Origin of the sequence: Butyrivibrio sp. AE3009 (assembly GCF_000420845.1) — a bacterium.
Taxonomy (GTDB): domain Bacteria; phylum Bacillota; class Clostridia; order Lachnospirales; family Lachnospiraceae; genus Butyrivibrio.
In genome coordinates this window covers 1-25,390 of the sequence record NZ_ATVS01000032.1, presented here as the reverse complement: position 1 = coordinate 25,390, position 25,390 = coordinate 1, and the positions used below count along the sequence as shown (strand labels likewise).

The 25,390-nt window shown below is 46.4% G+C and carries 25 protein-coding genes and 1 tRNA gene; 24 read left to right on the top strand and 2 right to left on the bottom strand.

Annotated features, from left to right (window positions below; translation table 11 throughout):
* Nucleotides 1-3 precede the first annotated feature (3 nt).
* Nucleotides 4-663 (bottom strand): YczE/YyaS/YitT family protein, encoded by a 660-nt coding sequence (locus tag G588_RS0114130; protein ID WP_022779386.1) that lies wholly within the window; start codon nt 661-663, stop codon nt 4-6.
* Between the two features lie 41 nt (nt 664-704).
* On the bottom strand, nt 705-902 hold the full coding sequence (locus G588_RS0114125) for a hypothetical protein (protein WP_022779385.1): 198 nt from the start codon (nt 900-902) through the stop codon (nt 705-707).
* Between the two features lie 191 nt (nt 903-1,093).
* Here G588_RS0114125 and larB point away from each other — a divergent pair, with 191 nt between their 5' ends.
* The 24 genes from larB to G588_RS0114005 all read left to right on the top strand — a co-directional run bounded on the left by larB (nt 1,094) and on the right by G588_RS0114005 (nt 25,222).
* Nucleotides 1,094-1,864: a nickel pincer cofactor biosynthesis protein LarB gene (larB, locus tag G588_RS0114120; protein ID WP_022779384.1), complete on the top strand. Its 771-nt coding sequence runs from the start codon at nt 1,094-1,096 to the stop codon at nt 1,862-1,864.
* Between the two features lie 24 nt (nt 1,865-1,888).
* Nucleotides 1,889-2,332: a hypothetical protein gene (locus G588_RS0114115; protein ID WP_022779383.1), complete on the top strand. Its 444-nt coding sequence runs from the start codon at nt 1,889-1,891 to the stop codon at nt 2,330-2,332.
* Between the two features lie 38 nt (nt 2,333-2,370).
* Nucleotides 2,371-2,961 carry an ABC transporter ATP-binding protein gene (locus G588_RS0114110; RefSeq protein WP_022779382.1) on the top strand — a complete coding sequence of 197 codons (591 nt, stop codon included), beginning with the start codon at nt 2,371-2,373 and terminating at the stop codon, nt 2,959-2,961.
* 46 nt (nt 2,962-3,007) lie between these two features.
* Nucleotides 3,008-4,480 (top strand): 4Fe-4S dicluster domain-containing protein, encoded by a 1,473-nt coding sequence (locus G588_RS0114105; protein ID WP_022779381.1) that lies wholly within the window; start codon nt 3,008-3,010, stop codon nt 4,478-4,480.
* Between the two features lie 46 nt (nt 4,481-4,526).
* Nucleotides 4,527-7,574: a response regulator gene (locus G588_RS21720; protein WP_022779380.1), complete on the top strand. Its 3,048-nt coding sequence runs from the start codon at nt 4,527-4,529 to the stop codon at nt 7,572-7,574.
* Between the two features lie 31 nt (nt 7,575-7,605).
* Nucleotides 7,606-8,376, top strand: a complete 771-nt coding sequence (locus G588_RS0114095; RefSeq protein ID WP_022779379.1) for a response regulator — start codon at nt 7,606-7,608, stop codon at nt 8,374-8,376.
* Between the two features lie 42 nt (nt 8,377-8,418).
* Nucleotides 8,419-9,345, top strand: coding sequence for an orotidine-5'-phosphate decarboxylase (gene pyrF / locus G588_RS0114090; protein WP_022779378.1), 927 nt, complete (start codon nt 8,419-8,421; stop codon nt 9,343-9,345).
* Nucleotides 9,346-9,397: 52 nt separating this feature from the next.
* A complete protein-coding gene (gene pyrE, locus G588_RS0114085; RefSeq protein ID WP_022779377.1) occupies nt 9,398-10,075 on the top strand; it encodes an orotate phosphoribosyltransferase in 678 nt (225 codons plus the stop codon).
* Between the two features lie 14 nt (nt 10,076-10,089).
* The gene (locus G588_RS22805; protein WP_022779376.1) at nt 10,090-10,242 is read left to right on the top strand and encodes a hypothetical protein; all 153 of its coding nucleotides are present in this window, start codon (nt 10,090-10,092) and stop codon (nt 10,240-10,242) included.
* The gene (locus G588_RS0114075) at nt 10,242-10,607 is read left to right on the top strand and encodes a DUF6142 family protein (protein ID WP_022779375.1); all 366 of its coding nucleotides are present in this window, start codon (nt 10,242-10,244) and stop codon (nt 10,605-10,607) included. Before G588_RS22805 ends, G588_RS0114075 begins: the two co-directional genes overlap by 1 nt.
* Before the next feature lie 94 nt (nt 10,608-10,701).
* Nucleotides 10,702-11,202 carry a 5-(carboxyamino)imidazole ribonucleotide mutase gene (gene purE, locus G588_RS0114070; RefSeq protein ID WP_022779374.1) on the top strand — a complete coding sequence of 167 codons (501 nt, stop codon included), beginning with the start codon at nt 10,702-10,704 and terminating at the stop codon, nt 11,200-11,202.
* Nucleotides 11,203-11,261: 59 nt separating this feature from the next.
* Nucleotides 11,262-12,287 (top strand): phosphoribosylformylglycinamidine cyclo-ligase, encoded by a 1,026-nt coding sequence (gene purM / locus G588_RS0114065; RefSeq protein ID WP_026668797.1) that lies wholly within the window; start codon nt 11,262-11,264, stop codon nt 12,285-12,287.
* On the top strand, nt 12,284-12,928 hold the full coding sequence (gene purN / locus G588_RS0114060; RefSeq protein WP_022779372.1) for a phosphoribosylglycinamide formyltransferase: 645 nt from the start codon (nt 12,284-12,286) through the stop codon (nt 12,926-12,928). Before purM ends, purN begins: the two co-directional genes overlap by 4 nt.
* Nucleotides 12,929-12,949: 21 nt before the next feature.
* Nucleotides 12,950-14,233, top strand: a complete 1,284-nt coding sequence (gene purD, locus G588_RS0114055) for a phosphoribosylamine--glycine ligase (RefSeq protein WP_022779371.1) — start codon at nt 12,950-12,952, stop codon at nt 14,231-14,233.
* Entirely contained in the window at nt 14,230-15,663 is a 1,434-nt protein-coding gene (locus tag G588_RS0114050) for an SH3 domain-containing protein (RefSeq protein ID WP_022779370.1), read from the top strand. The genes purD and G588_RS0114050 overlap by 4 nt, the downstream gene beginning before the upstream one ends.
* 162 nt (nt 15,664-15,825) lie before the next feature.
* Nucleotides 15,826-16,206, top strand: a complete 381-nt coding sequence (locus G588_RS0114045; RefSeq protein WP_022779369.1) for a GntR family transcriptional regulator — start codon at nt 15,826-15,828, stop codon at nt 16,204-16,206.
* Nucleotides 16,207-16,223: 17 nt separating this feature from the next.
* The gene (locus G588_RS0114040) at nt 16,224-18,791 is read left to right on the top strand and encodes an ATP-dependent Clp protease ATP-binding subunit (protein ID WP_022779368.1); all 2,568 of its coding nucleotides are present in this window, start codon (nt 16,224-16,226) and stop codon (nt 18,789-18,791) included.
* A gap of 73 nt (nt 18,792-18,864) precedes the next feature.
* On the top strand, nt 18,865-19,275 hold the full coding sequence (locus G588_RS0114035) for a hypothetical protein (RefSeq protein ID WP_022779367.1): 411 nt from the start codon (nt 18,865-18,867) through the stop codon (nt 19,273-19,275).
* Nucleotides 19,276-19,349: 74 nt separating this feature from the next.
* Nucleotides 19,350-20,726, top strand: a complete 1,377-nt coding sequence (gene radA / locus G588_RS0114030) for a DNA repair protein RadA (RefSeq protein WP_022779366.1) — start codon at nt 19,350-19,352, stop codon at nt 20,724-20,726.
* A gap of 129 nt (nt 20,727-20,855) precedes the next feature.
* A complete protein-coding gene (locus tag G588_RS22800) occupies nt 20,856-22,625 on the top strand; it encodes a hypothetical protein (RefSeq protein WP_022779365.1) in 1,770 nt (589 codons plus the stop codon).
* A gap of 97 nt (nt 22,626-22,722) precedes the next feature.
* Nucleotides 22,723-23,655, top strand: coding sequence for a hypothetical protein (locus tag G588_RS21710; protein WP_155830804.1), 933 nt, complete (start codon nt 22,723-22,725; stop codon nt 23,653-23,655).
* Between the two features lie 22 nt (nt 23,656-23,677).
* Nucleotides 23,678-24,655 carry a transglutaminase domain-containing protein gene (locus tag G588_RS0114015; RefSeq protein WP_022779363.1) on the top strand — a complete coding sequence of 326 codons (978 nt, stop codon included), beginning with the start codon at nt 23,678-23,680 and terminating at the stop codon, nt 24,653-24,655.
* A gap of 25 nt (nt 24,656-24,680) precedes the next feature.
* Nucleotides 24,681-25,100 carry a hypothetical protein gene (locus G588_RS0114010; protein WP_022779362.1) on the top strand — a complete coding sequence of 140 codons (420 nt, stop codon included), beginning with the start codon at nt 24,681-24,683 and terminating at the stop codon, nt 25,098-25,100.
* A gap of 49 nt (nt 25,101-25,149) precedes the next feature.
* A tRNA-Pro gene (locus G588_RS0114005) sits at nt 25,150-25,222 on the top strand.
* Nucleotides 25,223-25,390 lie beyond the last annotated feature (168 nt).

Here is a 25,390-nt window from a genome sequence, read left to right as displayed (position 1 = left end):
GGATCACAGATGGAACACATGCTTGTTAAGGAACTTGCCTACAACTGTGATGACAGGGCCAAGGAACAGGGCCATGAGGACAATTCCGATATTGGGCTTGCCGCCAAGAGCTACGCCGATGGCGATAACAAGGAAATCGTAAGCAATACGGATAACAGCATAAGGAACTTTTTTGAGCACCTTCTCAGAGATTATCTGAGGCATCGCGTCATAGGGTGATACTCCCATGTTGGCGTTGATGTAGAAGGACACCGATATGATGAAGCACAGCAGCGCCAATACGAAGATAACGGCTCTTGTGGGCATGTCGGTAAAATAGTGCTCAGGGAGGATCTTCTCCCACAGCCACTTAAAGAAATTGGCAATGTAGCCAATAAATACCATGTTGGCAATTGTTCCGGCACCTATCTGGTTTCTTCCGAAGAGGAGAACAAAAATGAACAGAACAGCATTTAATATAAGCTGCCAGGTGCCAAAGAGAATTCCAAGTTTCTCAGATACGGTCCAGTTCATGAAGGTGCAGGGGTCGGTTCCCAGATCGACCTTGATAAGGAAGGATAGAAAGAATCCCATTAAAAAGACGCCGATGTTCATGACGATAAGGCGCTTTTTGAAGTTGGGCTGGTGTATATAGTCTTTTAAGGTTTGTTTAAGAGTGTTCATTGATATTTCCTTTGTTTCTTGTGGCTTTACTTTGCCTGGATTTACTCTGCTATGTGAAGCGCATAGTAGGAGTTCTTGTAATTGATGAGAACCGGTGCATTTACGAAGACTTCGTCGCCAATATAGCAGCGGTCTGCTTCCTGGTCGAAGGTATAGGTCACTCCGTCCGGATCGTTGTCGTTTATGAAGGCCAGTGCCTGTTCAAGGGTTTCATCGCCCTTACAAAGATGTACTCTCATGACATTTCCTCCCGGTAAATCAATCTTTTGTAAACAGCAATGGTAAGTATAACACTTTACTTAGAGAAGGTTAATAGTTTTTTTACATGTGATGGGTAAAGAATGCCATCAATCTATGATAGAATAATACTAGTGTACTTTGCATATTTATAAAAATAACGATATAACAAATATTTATCAACGGTGGGGACATGGAACAGAAGGAAATACGAGCATTACTTGAAGGCATTAAAAACAACGAGATTTCCGTAGAAGATGTGCTTTTGAAGCTTAAAGAAGAGCCCTTTGAGGATCTGGGCTACGCAAGACCCGATCATCACAGAGGACTGCGTCAGGGAAGGGCAGAGGTTATCTTCGGGCAGGGCAAGACCAGGGAGCAGATCCTTGGGATAAGTGAGAATCTTATAAGCCATGGTCAAAAAAGCGTGCTTATTACAAGGATGAGCAAGGAGGCCGCCGGTTATTTCAAAGAAAACCTGCCGGCTTCCATTTCGGATTTTACTTATGATGAGCTGAGCCGGGTAGGAATAGCGGGGCAGCAGATCGATGCCATTCCCAAAGAGGGCAAGATCGTGATCGCCACCGGCGGAACCAGCGACATTCCTGTGGCTGAAGAAGCCGCCAGAACTGCCGAGATCATGGGTAATAATGTTGTGAGGCTCTACGACGTGGGGGTTGCCGGAATTCACAGGCTCTTTGATAAGAGGGCGATGGAAGAGATCATGACCGCAAGGGTAATAGTTGCCATAGCGGGAATGGAAGGGGCTCTTGCCAGCGTGATAGGAGGTCTGGCGGACTGCCCGGTTATCGCGGTTCCAACCAGCGTGGGCTATGGAGCATCCTTCGGAGGCTTGTCAGCTCTTTTGTCAATGCTCAATTCCTGTGCCAGCGGTGTCAGTGTTGTTAATATTGATAACGGTTTTGGGGCAGGATATCTGGCGGGGATGATCAATCAGAAATAAATTAAGAAAAGAGAGAGTTTTGAAATGGGGATTTTACAGAGTAATATTTCCGGTATAATCACCGGTTTCATCCTTGGGGGGCTTATAGGCTGCGCCATTGCAGGACTTGGTTTTGGGGAGAAACTGTTGGGGATGATTCTTAAACCTTTGCAGCTGATACTTGGGAAGCTTCCGGAGATAACACTTATATTGCCGTTGTTTTTTCATGACAATCCGGGCATTACTTTTATCGTGTGTCTGGTGGCAACGGCGGGATTTTTCTACGGAAGTGTGTACAAGGCCCTTGAGGGCACCGATTCTAAGCTCCTTGAGATGGCTCACATTTTCAGAATGCCGGTGGACAGACAGGTACAGTATATCTTTCTTCCGCAGGTGCTGGCGGAGCTTAAGCATTCAGCGCTTATCGGAGTGGTAAGATGCCTTGTAATAGGCGTTGCATCAGGCGTTATCTGCAGCCTGTTTAAGTAATTAGGATCAAAAGAAAAAAAGTTCGGGGGAACCGGAAATTGATAATCGAAGTTAAGGAAGTGTCCAAGTCCTATGACGGCAAGAAGGTACTGGACAACTTTAGTTTACATATTGAATCAGAACACAGCTATATTATTACCGGGGATTCAGGAGCCGGTAAAACAACGCTTTTAAGGCTGATCCTTGGCCTGGAGAAGCCCGATGAGGGCAAGGTAGGACTCCTTGGGGATTACAAATATCCCTATATCGTATCCGGAACCGTTTTTCAGGAGGACAGGCTGGTTGAGAGCCTTGACGCAGTTACCAACTGCACCATGGTCAGCAAGAAGATATTCAGGGAGACAGTCACGGAGGAACTGCTCAAACTCCTGTCTGAGGAGGACATCCGTAAGCCTGTAAGAGATCTGGATGAAGGCAAGCGAAGACTGGTCTGCATTGCCAGGGCCTGCTGTATCCCTAACGATGTGCTGATAATGGATGAACCCTTTAAGGGCATGGATGAGCAAACGAGACAGAAAGCTATCAGCTTTGTCCGGGACAAACAGGGGTCGGGACCTCTGGTCATAGCCACCGGATATACAGAAGGGCTTGAATTTGGCAGAATTATCGAGCTGAAGACAGAAGGATAAGATAGAACGTTAAGGCAGAATTAAGTTTAGGAAGAGGGAGATTTTTATGGTAACAAATGATGAAAGCATGAACAGGTTCAAACACAACATAATGGAGCAGGTGTGCCGCCTGGAGTGGGAGGGAAACAACGACCAGGAGCATATCGAACAGCTTATCCTTGATATCATTCCGGGCCCCAAGCCCAGCTACAGATGTTGTGTATACAAGGAAAGAGAGATTGTAAGGCAGAGGATCAATCTGGCAATGGCCAAGAATCCTTCCTACAATCCGGATTCTCAGAATATTGTACAGGTAATCGACCCGGCCTGTGATGAATGCCCCATCGCAGCCTATTCCGTAACTGACAACTGCAGATTCTGTATGGGCAAGGCTTGCCTTAACTCCTGCAAATTCGGAGCTATCACACCGGGTGATACACATATGCACATAGATCCTGCTAAGTGCAAGGAGTGCGGAATGTGTGCCAACGCATGTCCCTACAATGCCATCGTGCATTTGGAGAGACCCTGCAAAAAAGCCTGTCCTGTAGGAGCTATTACCTATGATGAATACGGCTACTGCAAGATAGATGAGGATAAGTGTATCCAGTGCGGTCATTGCATTCACAGCTGTCCTTTTGCCGCTATCGGAAGTAAGACCTTCCTCGTTGATATTATTAAAGACATCAAGGCAGGCAAAGAAGTAATTGCAATGTGCGCACCCGCAACGGAAGGCCAGTTTGGAGATGATATTTCCATGGGCTCCATCAAAGAAGGACTTAAGAGACTTGGCTTTGCCGATATGGTTGAGGTCGGACTTGGCGGTGATATGACCGCAGCCTATGAGTCCGCTGAGTGGGCAGAAGCCTATAAGGAAGGCAGGAAGATGACTACCTCCTGCTGTCCTGCATTTATTAATATGTTAAAGAAGCACTTCCCTGATCAGTACAGGGATAACATGTCAACCACGGTTTCGCCTATGTGCGCCATTTCCAGATATCTGAAGGCCACAAGACCCGGATGTGTAACCGTATTTATCGGCCCCTGCATCGCCAAGAAGTCGGAGGCGCAGGACAAGACCGTTCCGGGCAATGCGGACTACGTGGTAACCTACGGAGAACTCAGGGCTCTTATGAGATCCAAGGATGTTAAGTTTGGCCCTGTAAGTAACGAATATCAGGAATCTTCCATCTGGGGCAAGAGATTTGCCACCAGCGGAGGAGTTGCCAATGCTGTTATCGAGTGTATGCAGGAGAGAGGAGAGGATACCTCCGGCATCAAGCTCTTAAGGGCAGCAGGCGGCAACGAGTGCAAGAAGGCACTTACTCTTTTGAAGGTTGGAAGGCTTCCTGAGGATTTCATAGAAGGAATGGTATGTCCGGGGGGATGTGTGGGAGGACCTTCAAGACACAGACATATTTCCGAGATCACCAAGGCCAGAGAGAACCTTCTTTCCAAGGCCGATGACAGAAAGGTTCTGGAGAACCTTAAGAACTATCCTATGGATAAGTTCTCAATGCACAGGGACGGAATTTCGTAATTCGGGGACTGGCACAGTTGTTTTCACCTTATGAGGCGCTGATTTTATGAACAGTAAAAAAAGGCGGTTATTTAAAACAATATTTGGCGGAGTCGATGACCCCAAAAAAGCAGTGGTTAATTCTGCTATGGTGGTTCTGACGGCTCTTTGGTCAATTTTGTACAGCATGGGGATAGTGGCACTTTCTCCATACCACAATATTTTTACCGGGCTTTTTTACATATTGAAATATATCCCCTTTATACTGACCGCTGCTTTTGGTGGCGCAGTGCCGGGGCTTATGGCTGTGCTCATTGTCTTTATTCAGAAATCCATAGTCTCCAGCAGTTTTTCCTATCTGACTTTTATCTATCTGCTGCTGGTGATCGTCGTAGAGGCTCTGGCCAAGAGAAAGGCTTTTAAAAAATGGTACACAACCGTGCCTGCAGCAATTGTGGTTATGTTTGTTGACGGTTTCTTCTGGGGAATAATGCTATGGCTTCTCTCCGGAAAGAGCATGGATACCATAGATCCCAATGTTCTTTTCAATTGTTTTCTCAATGAACTTCCGGGCAGCTTTATATCCTGCTTCATCGTTTATTTTGTCTATAAACGCATTTCAGTAAAAAATAAGAGGCTCATTAGTAACGGCAAGTATTATATTGATAAGGAACTTTTGACTGAGGAAGAAGAGTACGAGATCTCCAACAGGTCAAGGATCAGCCGGGTTATTTTGGGGATAGTTGTTTTTGAGGCGATTATCCTTGGAGTATCTGCGGAAATTGCTTCCAATACGCTGATTCCCACCATGAAATACACCTATGCCGCCAACAGGCCCCAGATCAATATTGAAGAGGACTACAGTCATATCAAGAATGCAGGTATTCTTGAGAGCAGAGTCAGTTTCAAGCTGTCGAGAGAGGCGGAGAAGTCGGCCGAGTTGGAAAAACAGCTTTCATTGGGAGTGGGCCTTAAGGATTCTCAGTTCAGCGTCAAGCTTTCGATGCTTATTTCCATTATCGTTATTCCCATTGCGGTATTCGTCAACAGATATGCCCAGAGGAGAATCGCAGAACCCATAAGGGCTCTGTCCAAAGCGGTCTCCAAAATGTACAATGCAAACGATCAGAAGATTAATACTGAGGCCAATGAGCTTCATAACCTTGATATTTCTACAAGAGACGAGATTGAGGAACTGTATCACACAGTTGACCTTACCTTCTACAAGCTTGTGGATTACATTGAGCTTGTCAGAACAAGGCAGACCATTGAGGATCAGCTGATCTCCGAGAAGTCCGCCAACGAAGCCAAGTCTAGGTTCCTGTCGAATATCTCGCATGAGATTAGAACTCCTATCAATGCGGTTCTTGGCTTTGACGAGATGATCCTCAGGCAGACCAATGATCCGGAGGTTCTGCAGTATGCTACTGACATTCAGAATTCAGGTAAGACACTGCTGGCCCTCATCAACGATATTCTTGATTTCTCCAAGATAGAAGCCGGTAAGCTAGAGATCATTCCGGTGGAGTATGAGACAGCCTCCGTAATAAACGACCTGGTGAATATGGCCAATGTAAGAGCCAATGACAAGCAGCTTAAGTTCATCGTCAATGTATCCGAGAATATACCACATATCCTATTCGGTGATGAAGTCAGGATCAGACAGTGCGTAATCAATCTGATTACCAACGCCATTAAGTACACAGAGAAGGGAAGCGTTACTCTTGATATTGATTATGAGGATGTCGAGACAGATAACCCGGATGAGAGCGATGAGGACAGAATCCTTCTTAAGATCAAAGTATCAGATACCGGTATCGGAATCAGGGAAGAGGACATTGACAAGTTATCGACAGCCTTTGAGAGAATCGATGAAAAGAGAAACCGAACCATCGAAGGAACGGGACTTGGCATAAACATTGTTAACAGCCTCCTTGCTATGATGGATTCATCTCTTAATGTACAAAGTGAATACGGAAAAGGCAGTGTCTTTTCCTTCGAAGTTGTTCAGAGTGTTGTAGATAGGGAGCCTATTGGTGATTTCAGTACTTCCTATAAGGATAGCATCAGAAATGCCGACAGATATCAAGCAAGCTTCCATGCACCTGACGCAAGCATTCTTGTTGTTGATGATACCAAGACCAATCTGACCGTCATTGAGGGCCTCCTTAAGATGACCCAGCTTAATGTTGATACGGCGACCGGCGGAAGAGAGGCTCTTGAAATGGTTAAGCAAAAGGCCTATGATCTCATCTTCCTTGATCACAGAATGCCTGATATGGACGGAATCCAGACCTTCCACGCCATGCAGGAACTTGAAGATAATCTTTGCAAGGACACTCCGATAATTGCCCTTACAGCCAATGCTATATCAGGCTCAAGGGAGATGTACCTGCAGGAAGGTTTCTCAGGCTATATGTCCAAGCCTGTTGACCCCGGCAAGTTGGAAGAAATGATCCTGTCGTATCTGCCAAAGGATAAAGTATCTCTTCCCGGCGATGCGGATTATGTTCAGGATACAGAGGAAAACGACAAAGAAAATGCTGCAATGCAGGAGCTTCTTAAAATCAATGGAATAGATGTGCAAGCTGCCATTTCAAGGTGCGGTTCAGCCACAGTTGCCATCGAGGTAATGAAAGACTTCAGACTTGCAATCGAGGAAAGGGCAGGATTCATCGAAAGGTACAAGAACGATGAAGACATAGCCAACTATACCATCTACGTACACGGACTTAAGAGTTCTGCAAGGGCCATTGGCGCTCTGGAGCTGTCCGACAGGGCAGAGTATCTGGAGAAATGCGGCAACGAGTACAACATAGATGAAATAGATGATCTGACCGGACCGCTCCTGGAACTCTACAGGAGTTATCTTACCAAGCTGGCGCCTCTTTCCCATGAATCGGATGAGGACAAACCGGTTATAGACCCTGAGGAACTCGAGGGAGCCTTCGCTTCGATCAAAGAGTTTATTGAAGGTTCATATTTTGACAGTGCCGATGACATCATGAAGATGCTGGAGGAATACAGCATTCCTGAGGACTATAAGGCTAAATACAGCGAAGTAAAAAGACTTATGGCGGCGGTTGACAGAGACGGACTTTTAAATATACTGTAATAGTAGTGTCATATGACGGAAGGAAAAATTTATGGATAAACGCGTTTTACTCATTGGACATGAGAAAAGCTTTATGGTAAATGCTATCGTTAGAGGCCTGGAGAAAGAGAACTTTGTCGTTGACAGCATAGGACCCGATCCCGATGCCATCAAGGCTCTTGAGAACAAGCCCAAGATTTACCTTCTATATCTTGGTGATATGACCAAGGATGACTCACAGCTTCTGGCTTATCTTAATGAAGCAATAGATGTCGAGAGATTCATGCTCTATCTTATTGGTAATAAGGAGGAGCTGGCTTTTGGATTGTCCATAATTCCCAAGGAGAAGATTCAGGAGACCTACCTTAGACCTCTTGATGTGAAGCTCCTTGCAGAGCATATTGATTCTGTTCTGGTATTCAGTTCTGTGGACGACAGTCTCAGAAAGAAGATTCTTATTATTGACGACGACGGAGCCATGCTCAGAATGATGAGAACCTGGCTCTCGGTAAAATATCACGTATACATGGCAAGCTCCGGCAAAATAGCGCTTTCTTTTCTGGCCCAGAATGAGGTGGATCTCATACTTCTAGACTATGAGATGCCTGTTATGAGCGGTCCGGATGTTCTAAGGGAGATCAGAAATACTCCCAAGATCCAGAATATGCCCGTCATCTTCCTTACAGCCAAGGATGACAAAGAGAGCGTTATGAAGGTTGTGAACCTTAAGCCCGAGAAATATCTGCTTAAATCAATGCCCAAGGAGAAACTTACCGGGGCCATCGATGATTTCTTTGTAACACACGCTAACAAAAAGATTTAAACCTTAGAAATAGAAAAAAGATTTGGGGAAGGGGAAGAATAAATGATTTCCAAATTGATTGATAAGATTCAAAACACGGGCGCTCCCATTGTTGTGGGCCTTGATCCCAAGCTGGACTTTGTTCCGGAGGGAATCAAAAACAGATGCTTTGAGGAGCTTGGAGCTACTCCGGAGGGAGCAGCAGAGGCTTTCTGGCAGTTCAACAAGGAAATAATCGACAATATCTATGACGTGGTTCCGGCTGTTAAGCCTCAGATTGCTATGTATGAGGAGCTTGGAATTCCGGGGCTTATTACTTTTAAGAAAACAGTGGATTACTGCAGGGATAAGGGGCTTATGGTAATCGGCGACATAAAGAGAGGCGACATCGGCTCAACATCAGAGGCTTATGCTGTCGGACACCTTGGCGGCGTCAAGATCGTCGACAAGGTATTTAAGGGATTTGACGAGGATTTTGCCACAGTCAACCCTTATTTGGGTTCCGATGGTGTAAAGCCTTTTATTTCTGTCTGCAACAAGGAGGATAAAGGCATCTTTGTTCTGGTTAAGACATCTAACCCTTCCAGCGGAGAGTTCCAGGATCGCCTCATAGACGGAAGACCTCTATACGAGCACGTGGGTGAACAGGTTGAGAAGTGGGGCGCAGAGTCCATGGATGGAGCCTACAGCAATGTTGGCGCCGTTGTTGGAGCAACCTACCCAGAGATGGGCAAGGTTCTTCGTGATATCATGCCTCATGCTTATATCCTGGTTCCGGGCTACGGCGCTCAGGGCGGCAAGGGCAAGGATCTGGTTCACTTCTTCAACAAGGACGGCCTTGGAGCCATCGTCAATTCCTCCAGAGGAATTATCGCAGCATGGAAGAGCGAGAACTACAAGCAGTTTAATGACGGCAAGGTGGGAGAAGCCGCTAGAGCTGCTGTATTTGATATGAAGAAGGACATCGCTGATGCCCTGGCTTCTAAATAATTGGTAAAACAAAAGATAAATATAAATTTTGGGATAAAGGAGTTTGAGGGATATGGAAAGGTACAAGGAAGAATTTATTGAGTTTATGGTGGACAGCAACGTGCTTAAGTTTGGGGAGTTTACGCTTAAGAGTGGAAGAAAGTCCCCGTTTTTCATGAATGCGGGAGCCTATGTTACAGGATCACAGCTTCGCAAGCTGGGTGAGTACTATGCAAGGGCTATTCATGATACCTTTGGTCTTGAGTTCGACGTTCTTTTCGGACCTGCCTACAAGGGAATTCCTCTTGCTGTTATCACAGCAGTTGCCATCAGCGAACTCTACGGCAGAGAGATCAGATATTGCTCCAACAGAAAAGAGATTAAGGATCACGGCGACAAGGGAATCCTTCTTGGTTCCAAGCTTCGCGACGGTGACAGAGTCCTTATCATCGAGGATGTTACAACTTCAGGCAAGTCCATCGAGGAGACAGTTCCGATAATTCAGGAGCAGGCTGACTGCGATATCGTGGGACTTATGGTTTCTCTCAACAGACAGGAAAAGGGTCAGGACAGCGATGGCAGCGCTCTTGAGGAGATCAAGGAGAGATATGGCTTTAGCGCACATGCCATTGTAACTATGGATGATGTTGTAAGCTACCTCTATAACAGACCTATCGACGGTGAGGTTATTCTTGGCAAGGACATCAAGAAGGCTATTGACGAATATTACGCAGAGTACGGCGCAAAATAAGGAGGTATTTTTTGATGGATGAGCATACATACAAGGTACTTGGAAGCACCGGCGGGCTTAATATCGCATTTGGTGTAATTTCTATAATCGCAGGAGTGGCAGCAGGCGTTCTTCTGATTATCAGTGGAGCCAAGCTTCTTGGAAGCCGCAAGAAGATCATAATCTGATGAAAGATACAAAGACTAAGCTTAAACTTAAATTAAAAAGAAAATTTGAGCCTGTAATGGACAAGTACATGTTCACTGATAACAGACACCCGGAGAAGGGCATAATGTCCACCATTCTGGGTGTTATATCGGTGACTTCGCTTGGAATTTCTGTCTTTTTAACCTTTAAGGCAGGGGGAGAGGCTACCTTGAAATATGCCGCAGCGGCTTTTGTTGCGGCGATTTTTTCTGTAGTGGGATTGGTTCTCGGTATTAAGTCAAGATTTGAACGGGATATTTTTAAGGTTTTTCCGAATATCGGAATCATTCTCAACTTTCTGGCATTAGCTTTCATAGTGTTTATCCTGATATTGGGCCTTAGATAAATTCTATTTTCTGTGCAAAATAAACATGGCACAATATCTTGTGGTATGGTATGATACGTAAGACGAAATAGTGTTATTATTTAGGAGGAGTGAAATGGCAAAGGTAGGAATAGTAATGGGCAGTGATTCAGATATGCCTGTTATGGCTAAGGCCGCAGAGATACTGGATCAGTTCGGTATTTCCTATGAGATGAGGATTATTTCAGCTCACAGGGAGCCGGAGGAGTTTTTTGAATTTGCTAATACCGCTGAGGAGAAGGGCTTCAAGGTAATCATAGCAGGTGCCGGTATGGCAGCTCATCTTCCCGGTATGTGCGCAGCTATATTCCCAATGCCGGTTATCGGTATTCCGATGCACACCACCTCACTCGGAGGTAGGGATTCCCTCTATAGTATAGTACAGATGCCAAGTGGTATACCCGTTGCCACAGTGGCGATCAACGGAGGCGCCAATGCAGGTATTCTGGCAGCCAAGATCCTGGCAACCTCCGATAATGAACTTTTACAGAAATTAAAAGAATACAAGGCTTCTTTGAAGGACAGCGTAGTGGCAAAGGACGCCAGATTACAGGAAACAGGTTACAAAAATTATTGATGTAAATAATCAGCCTGCTTTCATGTAAGGCTGTTAATAGAAAAGGAGTAGATATGGCACTGGATTACAAGAAGGCCGGCGTAGACATCGAGGCCGGATACAAGTCTGTGGAACTGATGAAGGGATATGTTAAGGAAACAATGAGACCTGAGGTTTTGGGTGGTCTCGGCGGATTCTCGGGAGCCTTTTCCCTTAAGGACATTAAGAACATGGAAGACCCTGTTCTGTTATCGGGAACCGATGGAGTCGGAACCAAGATCAAGCTTGCATTCCTTCTTGATAAACATGATACCATCGGTATCGATGCGGTTGCCATGTGTGTTAACGATGTGGCCTGCGCAGGCGGAGAGCCTTTGTTCTTCCTTGATTACATTGCCTGTGGCAAGAACATTCCCGAGAAGATCGCAGCTATCGTTAAGGGAGTAGCAGAGGGCTGTAAACAGTCAGAGGCAGCACTTATCGGCGGTGAGACAGCTGAGCATCCCGGACTTATGCCTGAGGATGAATACGATGTTGCAGGTTTTGCTGTTGGAGTTGTTGATCGCAAGGACATGATCGATGGCAGCACCATCAAGGCCGGAGATACTCTTATCGGTGTAGCTTCCAGTGGCGTTCACAGCAACGGTTTTTCACTTGTCCGCAAGGTATTTGAGGTAAACAAAGAGAATCTCGAGACCTACATAGATGAACTTGGAGCAACTCTCGGAGAGACACTTCTTACTCCCACCAGAATATATGTAAAGATGATGAAATCCATCAAGAATGCAGGCATTAAGGTTAAGGGCTGCAGCCACATCACAGGCGGCGGTTTCTATGAGAATATTCCGAGAATGCTTCCTGATGGAATTAAGGCTGTAGTTAAGAAAGACAGCTATGATATACCGCCTATTTTCCCGCTTATGCAGAAGACGGGCGAGATTGAAGATAAGATGATGTACAACACCTTTAACATGGGCCTTGGAATGGTACTTGCCGTTGATCCTGCTGATGCAGAGGCTACCCTTAAAGCTATTGAGGCATCCGGTGAGAAGGCATGGATTGTCGGAAACACCGAGGCCGGAGAGAAGGGTGTAGAGCTGGTATGAAGATCGCGGTAATGGTGTCCGGCGGAGGAACCAATCTGCAGGCAATCATCGACAGTATAGCTGATGGCAGAATTACTAATACAGAGATCTGCCTGGTATACAGCAACAACCCCAATGCCTATGCCATAGAGAGAGCCAGGAAGGCAGGCGTTCCCTATGTGGTCAAGAGTCCCAAGGAGTTTGAGAACAGGAGCGATTTCAACGATGCTCTTTTGCAGATCCTGCAGGATGCAGCCCCTGACCTTATTGTTCTTGCGGGATGTCTTGTGGTAATCCCTGAGCAGGTAGTTAAGGCATTTCCCAATAGGATCATCAATATACATCCGTCACTTATTCCGTCCTTCTGCGGAACCGGCTATTACGGCCTCAAGGTTCATGAGAAGGCTCTGGAGAGAGGTGTCAGAGTATCCGGTGCTACGGTGCATTTTGTGGACGAGGGAACGGATACGGGACCTATCATTTTGCAGAAGCCTGTCATGATAAGACAGGATGATACACCGGAGGTTCTGCAGAAGAGGATCATGGAACAGGCTGAGTGGAAGATTCTTCCCATGGCCATTGATTTTATCGCAAACAACAGGGTTACGGTCAAGGATCACCGTGTTATAATAGAAGGCTACGACCCTGATGCTTTATTCTGATTGTATGGAGAGGGTATTTAGATGAAGGTTTTAATTGTTGGAGGAGGCGGAAGGGAGCACGCCATCGCCGAGGCAGTATCCAGAAGCAAACAGGTAGACAAGATCTACTGCGCCCCCGGTAACGGTGGAATTGCTGAGCTTGCGGAATGTGTACCGATCACTCCCATGGAGTTTGACAAGCTTGTAGCTTTTGCTAAGGAAAAAGAGATCGATCTTACCGTTGTAGGTATGGATGATCCTTTGGTAGGCGGTATCGTTGATGCTTTCGAGGCAGAGGGCCTCAGAGTATTCGGACCACGTAAGAATGCAGCTATCCTTGAGGGAAGCAAGGCTTTTTCCAAGGATCTTATGAAGAAGTACAATATTCCCACAGCTGCCTATGAGAACTTTGACAACGCTGAGGATGCCCTTAAATATCTTGAGACAGCTAAGTTCCCGATAGTTCTTAAGGCTGACGGACTTGCTCTTGGTAAGGGAGTTCTTATCTGTCAGAATCTTGATGAGGCCAAGGCCGGAGTCAAGGAGATCATGCAGGATAAGAAGTTCGGAGATGCCGGCAATCACATGGTTATCGAAGAGTTCATGACCGGCAGAGAGGTTTCTGTTTTATCATTTGTTGACGGTAAGACCTACAAGCTCATGTCTTCAGCTCAGGATCACAAGAGAGCGGGAGACGGAGATACGGGACTTAATACAGGAGGAATGGGTAATTTCTCACCCAGCCCCTTCTATACAGAGGAAGTAGACAAGTTCTGCAGAGAGAATATCTACGGAAGAACGGTTGAGGCCATGGCTAAGGAAGGCAGAGAGTTCAAGGGAGTTATTTTCTTCGGACTTATGCTTACACCGAATGGACCAAGAGTCCTTGAGTACAATGCAAGATTTGGTGATCCCGAGGCTCAGGTTGTACTTCCAAGACTTAAGACTGATATTATAGATGTTTTCAATGCCTGCATTGATGGAAGGCTTGCAGAGACAGAGCTTGAATTTGAAGATAAGGCTGCTGTCTGCGTTGTTCTTGCCAGCGAGGGCTACCCTGTAAGCTATGAGAAGGGCAAGCTCATCAAGGGCCTTGAGAACTTCAAGGGGAAAGACGGTTACTACTGTTTCCATGCGGGAACCAAAGCTACTGCTGAGGGAATAGTTACCAGCGGCGGACGTGTTCTTGGCATTACCGCTAAAGGGGATACATTACAGGAAGCCAGAACCAAAGCTTACGAGGCCACAGAATGGGTAAGCTTTGATAATAAGTATATGCGTCACGATATTGGAAAGGCTATCGATGATGCGAAGGAGGTAAAATGAATAAAAAGTTGGGAAAGAGATTAGTTACTTTTGCGCTTTCACTTGTTGTTGCATCCACTGTTTTTGTGGGCGCATCCTTCAGTGCAGCAGCTTACACACAGACTACGGGAGTGGTATCATCCGATAATGTCAAGGTGAGATCCTCCGCAAGCACCACAGCTTCACAGGTGTCCAGTCTCAAGAAGGGAGATAAGATCGACATCGTTGACGAGTCAACTGATGCGTCAGGTTATGTATGGTACAAGATCTTCGTTAATAAGAGCGAGTACGGATACGTAAGAAGCGATCTGGTTACCAAGTCAGGTGATTCAGCTCCCAAGACATCCACATCAACAAACAGCAGCACACAGACAGAGAACAAAGCAGCACCGGACCTTCCGGCCACCACTGTTACAGCTACAGAGCAGAAGACAGCTACAGTTACTTCAGAGAGCGTTAACGTTAGAGGCGGCGCAGGCACTGGTTATGATTCCGTTGGTAAGGTCACCAAGGGAGAGAATGTTACTATCACAGGCGAAGCTTCCGACAAGGATGGCAAGACCTGGTATCAGGTAACCTTTGGTTCAAACGGCAAAACAGGTTTCGTAAGAAGCGATCTCGTTGCAATATCTGAGGCAGCACCTGCCGAGGGCGGAGATGGTGCAGCTCCTGCAGAAGGCGGCGAGGGTGAGAACCCTGAGGCTACAGAAGGCGGCGAAGGCGGCGAAGGCGAGAACGGTTCAGAGTCAGAGCAGCCACAGGCTACAGCTTCAGACGTAGGTGACGGAACATATTCACTTGTTTATACAGCAGACGAAGAGGGAACCAATACCTGGTATCTCTATGATAATGTTGAAGGTTACAGAGTTAAGGTTAAGAAGCTTATAGAGGCAGCTCAGAGCACAGAAGCTCTTGGCAAACTCTCCGCAGCCAACAAGAAATATAAGACAGTTGTTGTTATCCTTGCACTTGTTGCAGCAGCACTTGCTGTAGCGGTTGTACTTCTTGTTCTCAAGCTCAGAGACGCTATGTACTATGAGGATGAGGAAGAAGAGGAAGAGTACGATCGTTATGCTCCTAAGAAGAGACCTGCAAGAGAAGAGGAGCCTGAAGAGGAGAGACCTGTCAGAAGAAGGGAAAGAACCGTAAGACCCGAAGAGGATGACGAGGAATCCTATGCTTCTGCAAGAGGAGCTGAGAGAAGAGGCGGCAGAGAAGTTCGTGATGCAAATCCCGCAAGAAGACCTGCTCCCGAGGCAACTTCCTACAGAAGAAGCGATGAGAGAACTGTAAGACCTGAGAGAAATGCAGAGGATGATCGTCCTTCAAGAAGAGCTCCCGAGCCCGAGAGACCTGTAAGAAATGCAGCTCCCAAGAGAAAGACCAGGAACTTCATCGGTGATGATGACGATTTTGAGTTTGAGTTCCTTGATCTTGATGATGAGAAATAATATCTGAATAAGGTTAGATTACGATCCCCGGATGCAAATCCGGGGATTATCTTGTATTTACGGGTCTTTCCGCCGGGACTTTCAATTTATTGTAATATCTGTTATACTAAACATATCACAATCGTGAAAATATTGTTTTATCGGGAAACGAAGGTGACGGAGATGATCATTGAGATTGATTTTAACAGTGATGAAGCGATATATGTGCAGCTCTGCAATCAGATAATCCTTGGTATTGCAACTTCACAGTTTCATGAGGGAGAACAGCTCCCAAGTGTCAGACAGCTGGCTGAGACCATAGGCATCAATATGCATACTGTCAACAAGGCCTATTCCATCCTGCAGCAGGACGGATTTGTCAAGATCGACAGGAGAAGAGGGGCTATCATAGCCCTTGATATCAACAAGCTCAAGGCTCTTACCGAGGCCAAACAGGAACTGGCCGTGGTTCTGGCAAGAGCTATTTGCAAGGGAATAGACAGAGATGAGATTCACAGTCTTGTGGATCAGCTGTATGACAATTTTATCGATAAGATTCAGTAAGGAAAGGAAGGCAATATATGGATTCCAAGTTTACAGTAATGGCTTCAGATGCCCTTAAACTGGCCAAGAAGACAGCCAGAAGCCTCAAGCTTAATTATGTCGGCACCGAACATATTCTTATGGGCCTTATCCTGGAGGACGGTAGTGTCGCATCCAGGATACTTATAGACAACGGCATTGATGAGAATCGCATGATGGATATGATAAGAGACCTTATCGTTCCTGACAGCAGCGTAAGAACCCTTGATAAGGACGGTTTCTCTCCCAGAGCTGAGAAGGTCCTTGAAGAGGCTCACAGAATGGCCGAGAGATTTCGCGCGGACAAGACAGGTACAGAGCATATTCTGCTTGCTCTTATCAAGGAGGGAGAGAATGTTGCGGTAAGACTCATCAGCACTCTCAATGTACCTGTACAGAAGATATACGCTGAGACCCTTGCAGCCATGGGAGAGGATCCCAATCTGGTCAAGGAGGATCTTGGCAGGAAGGCTGCGCCTAAGACAGGCAAGAAGGCTTCCATTCTGGCTCAGTACAGTCGTGATATGACAGCTCTTGCTCTTGAGAACAAGCTTGATCCCGTCATCGGAAGAGAGAGGGAGATCAAGAGAGTTATTCAGATCCTCAGCAGAAGGACCAAGAACAATCCCTGCCTTATAGGCGAACCCGGTGTAGGTAAGACCGCGGTTGTGGAGGGACTTGCCCAGAGAATAGCTGCAGGAAATGTTCCTCTTACAGTTCAGAACAAGAGGCTTGTTACCCTTGATCTTTCAGGAATGATCGCAGGCTCCAAGTACAGAGGCGAATTTGAGGAGAGGATCAAGAAGGTTATCAAAGAGGTTGCCGAGGACGGCAATATCATTCTTTTCGTAGATGAGATGCACACTCTTATCGGCGCCGGCGGCGCGGAGGGAGCCATTGATGCTTCCAATATTCTCAAGCCCTCTCTCGCCAGAGGTGAGATACAGATGATAGGTGCCACCACCATCACAGAGTATAGGAAATATGTTGAAAAAGATGCTGCGCTTGAGCGTAGATTCCAGCCTGTCAACGTGGATGAACCCACCAAGGAAGAGGCTACAGATATCCTCAAGGGTATCGTTAGCAAGTACGAGGAGCATCACAAGGTAAGTGTTACTCCTGAAGCTATCAAGGCTGCCGTTGATCTCTCCGAGAGATACATCAACGACAGAAATCTTCCCGACAAGGCAATTGACCTTATAGATGAGGCAGCTTCTGCCGTAAGGCTTCGCACAATGGGAGTATCTCCCAAGATCAAGGAGCTGGAGGATAAGATAAGTTCTCTTGACGGCGAGATCGAGTCAGCCCTCAAGGAATCTGATTTCAAGAAGGCGGGAGAACTCAACAAAGAGCAGAACCTTCTTATGGGCAAGCTCTCAAGAGCTAAGTCTGCCGACAAGAAGAAACAGCAGTCCTCAGCCTATGTTGTTACAGAGAACGATATCGCAGAGGTTGTAGCGGAGTGGACCAGAATCCCCGTTAAGAAGATTGCGGAGAAGGAATCAGAGAAGCTCCTTAAGCTTGAATCAGTACTTCACAAGAGAGTTATCGGCCAGGAGGACGCTGTTAAGGCTGTATCCAAGGCAATCAGAAGAGGAAGAGTAGGACTCCAGGATCCCAACAGACCCATCGGTTCCTTCCTGTTCCTTGGCCCTACCGGTGTAGGTAAGACTGAGCTGTCCAAGGCTCTTGCCGAGGCAATGTTCGGAGATGAGAATGCTCTTATCAGAGTTGATATGTCAGAGTATATGGAAGGCCATTCGGTATCCAAGATGATCGGTTCACCTCCGGGATATGTAGGCTATGACGAGGGTGGTCAGCTCTCCGAGAAGGTAAGAAGACACCCCTATTCCGTTATTCTTTTTGATGAGATAGAGAAGGCTCATCCCGATATATTCAACGTCCTTCTTCAGGTACTGGATGATGGTCACATCACAGATGCCAAGGGCAGAAAGGTCAGCTTCAAGAATACCATCCTTATCATGACCTCCAATGTAGGTGCTCAGAGGATAGTAGATCCCAAGAAGCTTGGCTTTGGCGCCGGAGCAGATGCCAAGAAGGACTATGAGGACATGAAGTCGGGAGTTATGGACGAGGTCAAGAAACTCTTTAAGCCTGAGTTCATTAACCGTATAGATGAGATCATGGTATTCCATACCCTCAATGAGAAGGAGATGATGGATATCGTAACCCTTCTTTCACAGAACCTTTCCAAGAGATGCAAGGCTCAGATGGATATCAACCTTACCATCTCACCTGCTGTTAAGAAGTATCTCGTAACCAAGCATTCCGATGCCAAGATGGGAGCAAGACCTCTTAAGAGAGCTATTCAGTCCACTATCGAGGATGCCATGGCAGAGGAACTCCTTAAGGGCAATATCAAGGCAGGAATGGACGTTACCGTAGCTCTCAAGGACGACAAGATTGTCTTTGTAGGGAAGGACGGCAAGGAAGCTTCCGTCAAAAAGGTCTCGGTGAAAACCACCAAAACAGCTAAGACCTCTAAGGTTAAGCGCACCGTAAATACAAGGAAACCCACCTCAAAAAATAAGAAAAAATTAATTTGATAATAGACGGGCATCATTTATAATGATATTAACATTTAAGCTTTACCTATAACATATTTTTAGGAGGGTCATCATGGCTGTTGTAGAACAGTTGATTAGAGCTGAGGAGAACGGAAGTATCAGCTTTGGTAACTACAAGCTTCCGGAGAAGACTAAACTTGAGAACTTTGAGCACAACGGAGATATTCTCAAGGTCAAGACCTACAAGGATATTACCAAGCTCGAGTGCAATGAAAACTTCATATATGAATCCGTACCCGGAACAACGGTTACGGAGTTTAAGGAAACAGATAACGGTGTTGAATTCAGTGTAGAAGGAGACAATGATGCACAGATTACGCTGGGACTTCTGGAGAACACAGAATACAGCGTATATGTAAACGGTAGCAGTATTGGTAAGATGACCACCAATCTGGGAGGCAAACTTAATCTTAGCGTAGAGCTCTCCGGAGAGGGCCTCGTATCTGTTAAAGTTGAGAAATAAGATGTAAATCATGAGAGCTTTCCGATTTGTTCGGGAAGCTCTTTCTTTAAAAACTATTGTTTGGGGAGAATAAAATGGCAGTTAAAATGAAAACGGTATTCTTTTGCCAGGAGTGCGGCTACGAATCCTCCAAGTGGATGGGACAGTGCCCCGGGTGCAAGCAGTGGAATACCATGGTAGAAGAAACTGTTAAGCCTGCAGGCAAGGCGCCCAAGGGGATTGGTACGGCACCGGATACCAAATATGTTAGTCCCAAGACCCTTAATGAAATTGTCATGGAGGATGAGGAGAGGGCAGATACCCACATTGGAGAACTTAACAGAGTTCTGGGAGGGGGCCTTGTAAGAGGATCCCTTATTCTTGTGGGAGGAGATCCCGGTATCGGCAAGTCAACACTTCTTCTTCAGGTTGCGGGTTTTTTATCCGGCGACAAAAAAGAAGTTCTGTATATCTCAGGTGAGGAATCCCTTAGGCAGATCAAGCTTCGTGCCAACAGGATCGGAGATTTTTCCGATACTCTCAAATTCATGTGTGAGACCAATCTGTCTAATATAGAGGAGGCTGTGATCCGCACTAAGCCTGAGGTCATCATAATAGATTCCATTCAGACAATGTACAATGAGAATGTTTCGTCCGCTCCGGGCAGTGTATCCCAGGTCAGGGAGTCCACGTCCGTTCTTTTGCGTATCGCCAAGAGCATGAATATTACGGTATTTATCGTGGGACATGTCACTAAGGAAGGCCAGGTGGCAGGCCCCAGGGTTCTTGAGCATATGGTGGACACTGTTCTTTACTTTGAAGGGGACAGACATGCCTCATATCGCATTTTAAGGGCGGTAAAAAACCGTTTTGGCTCCACTAATGAGATAGGAGTCTTTGAGATGAGAGAGAGGGGCCTTCAGGAGGTTCTGAACCCTTCTGAGTTCATGCTGGAGGGAAGGCCGGAGAATGCCAGCGGTTCCATTGTTACCTGCTCAGTGGAGGGGACAAGGCCTATTCTGCTTGAGATACAGGCCCTTGTGTGCCACACCAATTTCGGATTCCCAAGGCGTCAGGCCAACGGAACGGACTATAACAGGGTGAACCTTCTTATGGCCGTTCTGGAGAAGAGAATAGGGCTGTCTCTCGGGGATTTTGATGCCTATGTCAATCTGGCGGGAGGAATGAAGATAGCTGAGCCGTCGCTTGATCTGGCGATATGTCTTGCGCTTATTTCCAGCTTTAAGAATAGACCGATCGCCGACGATATTATCGCCTTCGGAGAGGTGGGACTCTCGGGAGAGGTAAGGAGCGTCAGCATGGCAGAGAACAGGGTTCAGGAAGCAGCCAAGCTTGGCTTCAAGACCTGCATTGTTCCTAAGGCACTGGCAGGGAAGCTTAAGACCTGCGCTTCGAGTATTGAGATCATCGGAGTGTCCTCTGTAGCTGATGCGATGGACATATTGAAATAAATAATCAGGAAAACTGACCACGTATACAAAAATAATTTCCAATATGATTGAATCTGTGATTTAGCATCTGATATTATATAACGGTATGTTGATTATATATTTTTATAACCTTGTGGGAGAAAATGTGGGATGAAAAAGTTTTCGCGGAGAGTACTTGTGCTGGTTTTGATGCCGCTAATACTACTTACTGCTATGGGGAGCAGAAGTATCAGCTTTACGTCTTATGCCGCAGAATCCGCAGAAACAACCAAGGTTGTAAATGGACTGCACGACGCCGTGTATGAAAATAATGGGGAAAAAAGTGATGTGTGCTTCTATATCAGAGGCAATGGTGTAGGCGGAGATATTCCGGTGGAACCCGGAAGCTATCCCAGAACGGATTATTCGGATCCTATAAGGATAAATGGGATAGCTTCGCACACTGATCTTGTGTCGGAAGGCGGAAGCGAGGATAATCTGCTTCAGGATGGATTTACCGCCGCTAATGAAGTCACCGCCTCTCTCGACAGAGTTCCTACCGCTGATGAGATCAAGAGCGTCGTTGGCGAGTTTGATTCGGATCAGCATTATGTCATTTGGTATGTTATCAAAACTGCTTCTACATTGGCACCTAATCAGGATGTCAAAATTCACGTTGATGGAGTAATAAGAATAAAAGAAAAATCGGAGCCTGCGAATCCGGAAGAACCGGAGCCGTCGGAACCGTCGGAACCCTCGGAACCTACTGAGCCATCGGAACCGGCGCCTTCAGAACCGGTGCCTTCAGAGCCGGCACCTACAGACCCTGAACCAACGGATCCCGAGCCTACAGACCCTGAACCAACGGATCCCGAGCCTTCAGACCCGGCACCTACAGATCCGGAGAAGCCGGAGCCTGAGCAGCCGGTGGAGCCTGAAGTTGTTTTCTCGATTCAGACAGTGGCACCTAGTGCCGAGCTGCAATATGATGGCAAGGAGCATGTTGTCGGAGGCTATGTTATCAGACTTGAGAACCTCAAGAATCCTGGGGAGTCCCTGGTGAGATATTATGGTCCCTATGGAGATCCGATTTCCGAGGACAAGAGTAGCAGTGATGAAGCAGGGCTTATGGCCGGCGACGGCGATGCAGCAAGGCAGGCCCGTGAACAGACGGTTATCAGCTTTTTGGGCACCACCTATACAGTAAATGTGGGCGGCGCATATACGACAGTTAAGGAACCTTTAAACTACACTATTCCCTTTATGTCCGGTTCCAATGTTGTAGCCCCTGGGGATATCGTTCTCTATGATTCCAATGGCAAAAAAATAGGCGGAGAAGTTAAGACCTTAAGCAGCAACGGAAATGTCAAGGTTACACAGCGCAAAATCACCATCAAGGCCGGCTCCACGGTCAAAAATGACGATGGCAGCACCATAACCAACAATGAGGTGACCATAACAAAGGGAAGCCTTCTTAAGGGACACAAGCTTACGGATGTGGTGTTTAACGGAAGTCAGACAGGAGTGGGCAGTAGCGTCAACGAGATCACTTCCTTCAGGATTGTGGATGAGAAGGGCAAGGATGTATCCGGCTACTACAGCGTGACCAGGATCAATGGCAAACTGGTGCTGGTGGACGGAAGTTCCGGCAGGAAAGACTCTGAATCTCCTCTTCCGGGAACTACCGGCAAGGCAGAGCCCTCTGCAGATAGGACTCTTGGCAAGAGAGGAACTGTTTCAGGCACTATTTTGCCGGAAAAGCTGGGAGCAGGTAATGAAATAGATGCTACTTTGCAGGTTTTGGGAGCAAGGCGCTCTGAAACTTCAGATGACAGCAGGCTTTACATGAGGGTTCTTATGATAATCCTTGCGGCTTGTATCATTGCAGCCGGTGTGCCCGCAGGAAAAAATCCATTGAAAAATAAATTCATAAATTATTAAAGTCGTGATATAAAATGCCGATAAGATTAATGATAAGTTCTTATCGGCGTTTTTTTGTTGCGCCCGAAAATAAAAAAAGATGTGGGGTAAGAAGGTTATGAAGCGCATTCTGAAGAGATCTGTATGCATGTTTCTTTCTGTATTCATGATGTTATGTCTGGCGATGCCTATAGGAGCAGGCAAAACTGTTGCCCTGGCCAAGGATGATCCCTATACGCAGCTTGCAAAGGGGACAACAGTTTATAACGGGGTAGATTATAAGAATCAGTACAATCCGCTTTTTTACTACCTCAATTATGAAGATTTAAGACAGGCATACGGGCCGGATGCCAACAAGCTTATTGAACACTATGTTATCTTCGGAATAAAGGAAAAAAGGGTCGCTAACAGGCTTATCGGTGACAGCATTGATTATGTTGTTCCGACCGGCAAAGAGGACGTGGTAGTTGTTCAGAAGACAACTCATGATAACGGCGGAATGACCTATGCCCAGGAGATTCAGGCAAGGAGCATAGCCAAGCAGATTGCCGACCATATCAATTCCAGAGCCGCTGCCATAGACGCTGAGAAGCAGGCAGAGGCTGATGAAAAGAATAAAGGCAAGGAAAACAGCAAAAAGAGTAGCAAGAAAACCAAAGAAGTAGAGAAGGTCAAGGATATCGAGAAGGTTGCATATGCCAGCGGTATAGTTCAGGCGTATTGTGCACTTGGAACATATACAACTGAAGGAAAGATATACAGAACTGCCTACGGAGTATTTATCGGAAGAGAGTACTCCTGCGCAGGAGCCACAAGGGCTCTTGGACTTGTTCTGGATTACATGGGCATTACCTGGTATCACAAGAATATTAATCAATGGGCAGATCAATGGTGTCAGGTTATAGTTGATGGCCAGGAGGGGTTTGCGGACCCCACTTATCCTTTGGCGGGCTATGGCAAGCACCCCAGTGAGGGTGGCGATGCCAAGAAGGGCTATTCCTACGCTTCAGTAAGAGAAAAATTCGGAGTATACACACCTATTTTACGATAATTAACCATAAGGAGCCCGGCGGATGAAGAGAGCCTTTTGCCTATACAAAAGAATAATTGCGGCTGTATCCGCTTGTATCGTGGGATGTGTTCTCTTTTTATCCCTGCCCTGCAAGGCTGACAACCTTACTGTGATAGACTCTGCGACTTTTGCCGCTAATACCGGCATAACGACGGTTCATATAGGAAGTGATGTGACGGAGATAACTTCGTCTGCCTTCAGAAATCTGATCAACCTTAGGTCCATAACCGTAAGCGAGAACAATCCTTATTACGCATCCTACAGCAACTGCCTGTATGACAAGGAGATGACTGAGCTACTGTGTTTTCCGGCAGCGCTTACCGGAGCGGCTATACCTCAGACGGTGGTTTCCATCAGAGAGAACGCACTCCATGGCGTGGGAGATGCCCTGAGGAAGCAGATAAGGGCCGTTGTTGAGACGCAGGCTATGGATGGAGCTCTTTTGGAAGAGGTTCCCGGAGAACATTTTGTTCATACACAGGCTGGCCTCATGTGGAGAAAGGCCGACGGCACTCTTATCAAGCCCGAGACGGATGTCATGAAGCAGACAGCAGCGCTTATAGAGGCCTGTACCAATGGAAATATGAGCCAGAAGCAGCAGCTCAAGCGAAGCTTTGATTTTCTGGTAAAGGCAGCAGCCTATGAACGAAGCTATGAAACTCCCACAGGGAACTGGCCGCTGACCTACGCCGTTAACTTGTTTGATACCGGAAAAGGCAATTGCTATAACTATGCGGCGGCCTTTGGCTATATCGCAAGAGGCCTTGGTTATGAGACCAAGATCTGCACCGGCACCGTAACCTCATCCCTGGGCGGCAGAACGCCCCATGCCTGGACAGAGGTCAAAATGGGTGATGAATGGTTTATCTTCGATGCGGAAATGCAGGATGCCAAGGGAGATGGTTATTACAAGCAGACCTATAGTTCCTATCCTGCCAAGCCTTTAGAGAAATCTGCTACTTATACAGTTAACTACTAAATGAATGATTAAGGAGAATGAGTCTATGAAGCGAATGCTGGGGATAGCTTTGGTTATATCGGGCGCGGTGTTTAGCGTATTTGTTCTGAATCTTATGCTGTACAGCTTTGTACCTGCATACAGAGCAGCACTTCTCATGTCCGCAGCCGGCAAAGACAGCAGCATACCTGTGATAGAAGTGGAGACAGAAGTGAACCCGGATATGAAATCAGAAGCTATAGCAGAAATGAAAGAAAATGAGGATGCGGCTATTACAACTCTTCAGGACCAAACCACACCTTTGGCCCCCATTTTTGAAGAAACTTCTTCAAAAGAAGAAAAAAATTCAAAAAAAATTGAAGAAAATAAGCCCCAAATCATTGAAAGAACCTACTATGAAGACTGCGGAACAGGGCATGGTTACTGGGTTCTGAAGTATTCCGACGGAAGTTTTGGAATTGAATAAAAAAAGTGTTGCATTTTGTTTTGGACCGTGATATTATAAAACACGTCGTCGGGGTGTGGCTCAGTTGGTAGAGCACTATCTTAGGGAGGTAGGGGCCGCGTGTTCGAATCACGTCACTCCGATTGATTAAAACCGCTCAACAGATTGAGCGGTTTTTTCTTTATTAGTTACTTATTGGTACTCATTGATACTTTATGGCTGGATTATCCGGTTAAATTACGTATCATCTAGAGTTTTTATCTAAACAGACGTAGTCCTTTCCGGGCATTACGTCTAAAATCCCATTTTTA

Excerpts from the sequence above, each read along its gene's own strand:
- G588_RS0114115 (WP_022779383.1), top strand. The coding sequence starts at position 1,889 with ATGGGGATTTTACAGAGTAATATTTCCGGTATAATCACCGGTTTCATC.
- G588_RS0114010 (WP_022779362.1), top strand. The coding sequence starts at position 24,681 with ATGAAGCGAATGCTGGGGATAGCTTTGGTTATATCGGGCGCGGTGTTT.
- G588_RS0114040 (WP_022779368.1), top strand. The coding sequence starts at position 16,224 with ATGGATTCCAAGTTTACAGTAATGGCTTCAGATGCCCTTAAACTGGCC.
- G588_RS0114045 (WP_022779369.1), top strand. The coding sequence starts at position 15,826 with ATGATCATTGAGATTGATTTTAACAGTGATGAAGCGATATATGTGCAG.
- G588_RS21720 (WP_022779380.1), top strand. The coding sequence starts at position 4,527 with ATGAACAGTAAAAAAAGGCGGTTATTTAAAACAATATTTGGCGGAGTC.
- pyrF (WP_022779378.1), top strand. The coding sequence starts at position 8,419 with ATGATTTCCAAATTGATTGATAAGATTCAAAACACGGGCGCTCCCATT.
- pyrE (WP_022779377.1), top strand. The coding sequence starts at position 9,398 with ATGGAAAGGTACAAGGAAGAATTTATTGAGTTTATGGTGGACAGCAAC.
- G588_RS0114105 (WP_022779381.1), top strand. The coding sequence starts at position 3,008 with ATGGTAACAAATGATGAAAGCATGAACAGGTTCAAACACAACATAATG.
- G588_RS0114095 (WP_022779379.1), top strand. The coding sequence starts at position 7,606 with ATGGATAAACGCGTTTTACTCATTGGACATGAGAAAAGCTTTATGGTA.
- purE (WP_022779374.1), top strand. The coding sequence starts at position 10,702 with ATGGCAAAGGTAGGAATAGTAATGGGCAGTGATTCAGATATGCCTGTT.
- G588_RS0114125 (WP_022779385.1), bottom strand. The coding sequence starts at position 902 with ATGAGAGTACATCTTTGTAAGGGCGATGAAACCCTTGAACAGGCACTG.
- G588_RS0114035 (WP_022779367.1), top strand. The coding sequence starts at position 18,865 with ATGGCTGTTGTAGAACAGTTGATTAGAGCTGAGGAGAACGGAAGTATC.
- G588_RS22800 (WP_022779365.1), top strand. The coding sequence starts at position 20,856 with ATGAAAAAGTTTTCGCGGAGAGTACTTGTGCTGGTTTTGATGCCGCTA.
- G588_RS0114015 (WP_022779363.1), top strand. The coding sequence starts at position 23,678 with ATGAAGAGAGCCTTTTGCCTATACAAAAGAATAATTGCGGCTGTATCC.
- purN (WP_022779372.1), top strand. The coding sequence starts at position 12,284 with ATGAAGATCGCGGTAATGGTGTCCGGCGGAGGAACCAATCTGCAGGCA.
- G588_RS0114130 (WP_022779386.1), bottom strand. The coding sequence starts at position 663 with ATGAACACTCTTAAACAAACCTTAAAAGACTATATACACCAGCCCAAC.
- purD (WP_022779371.1), top strand. The coding sequence starts at position 12,950 with ATGAAGGTTTTAATTGTTGGAGGAGGCGGAAGGGAGCACGCCATCGCC.
- G588_RS0114050 (WP_022779370.1), top strand. The coding sequence starts at position 14,230 with ATGAATAAAAAGTTGGGAAAGAGATTAGTTACTTTTGCGCTTTCACTT.
- G588_RS21710 (WP_155830804.1), top strand. The coding sequence starts at position 22,723 with ATGAAGCGCATTCTGAAGAGATCTGTATGCATGTTTCTTTCTGTATTC.
- radA (WP_022779366.1), top strand. The coding sequence starts at position 19,350 with ATGGCAGTTAAAATGAAAACGGTATTCTTTTGCCAGGAGTGCGGCTAC.
- G588_RS22805 (WP_022779376.1), top strand. The coding sequence starts at position 10,090 with ATGGATGAGCATACATACAAGGTACTTGGAAGCACCGGCGGGCTTAAT.
- larB (WP_022779384.1), top strand. The coding sequence starts at position 1,094 with ATGGAACAGAAGGAAATACGAGCATTACTTGAAGGCATTAAAAACAAC.
- G588_RS0114075 (WP_022779375.1), top strand. The coding sequence starts at position 10,242 with ATGAAAGATACAAAGACTAAGCTTAAACTTAAATTAAAAAGAAAATTT.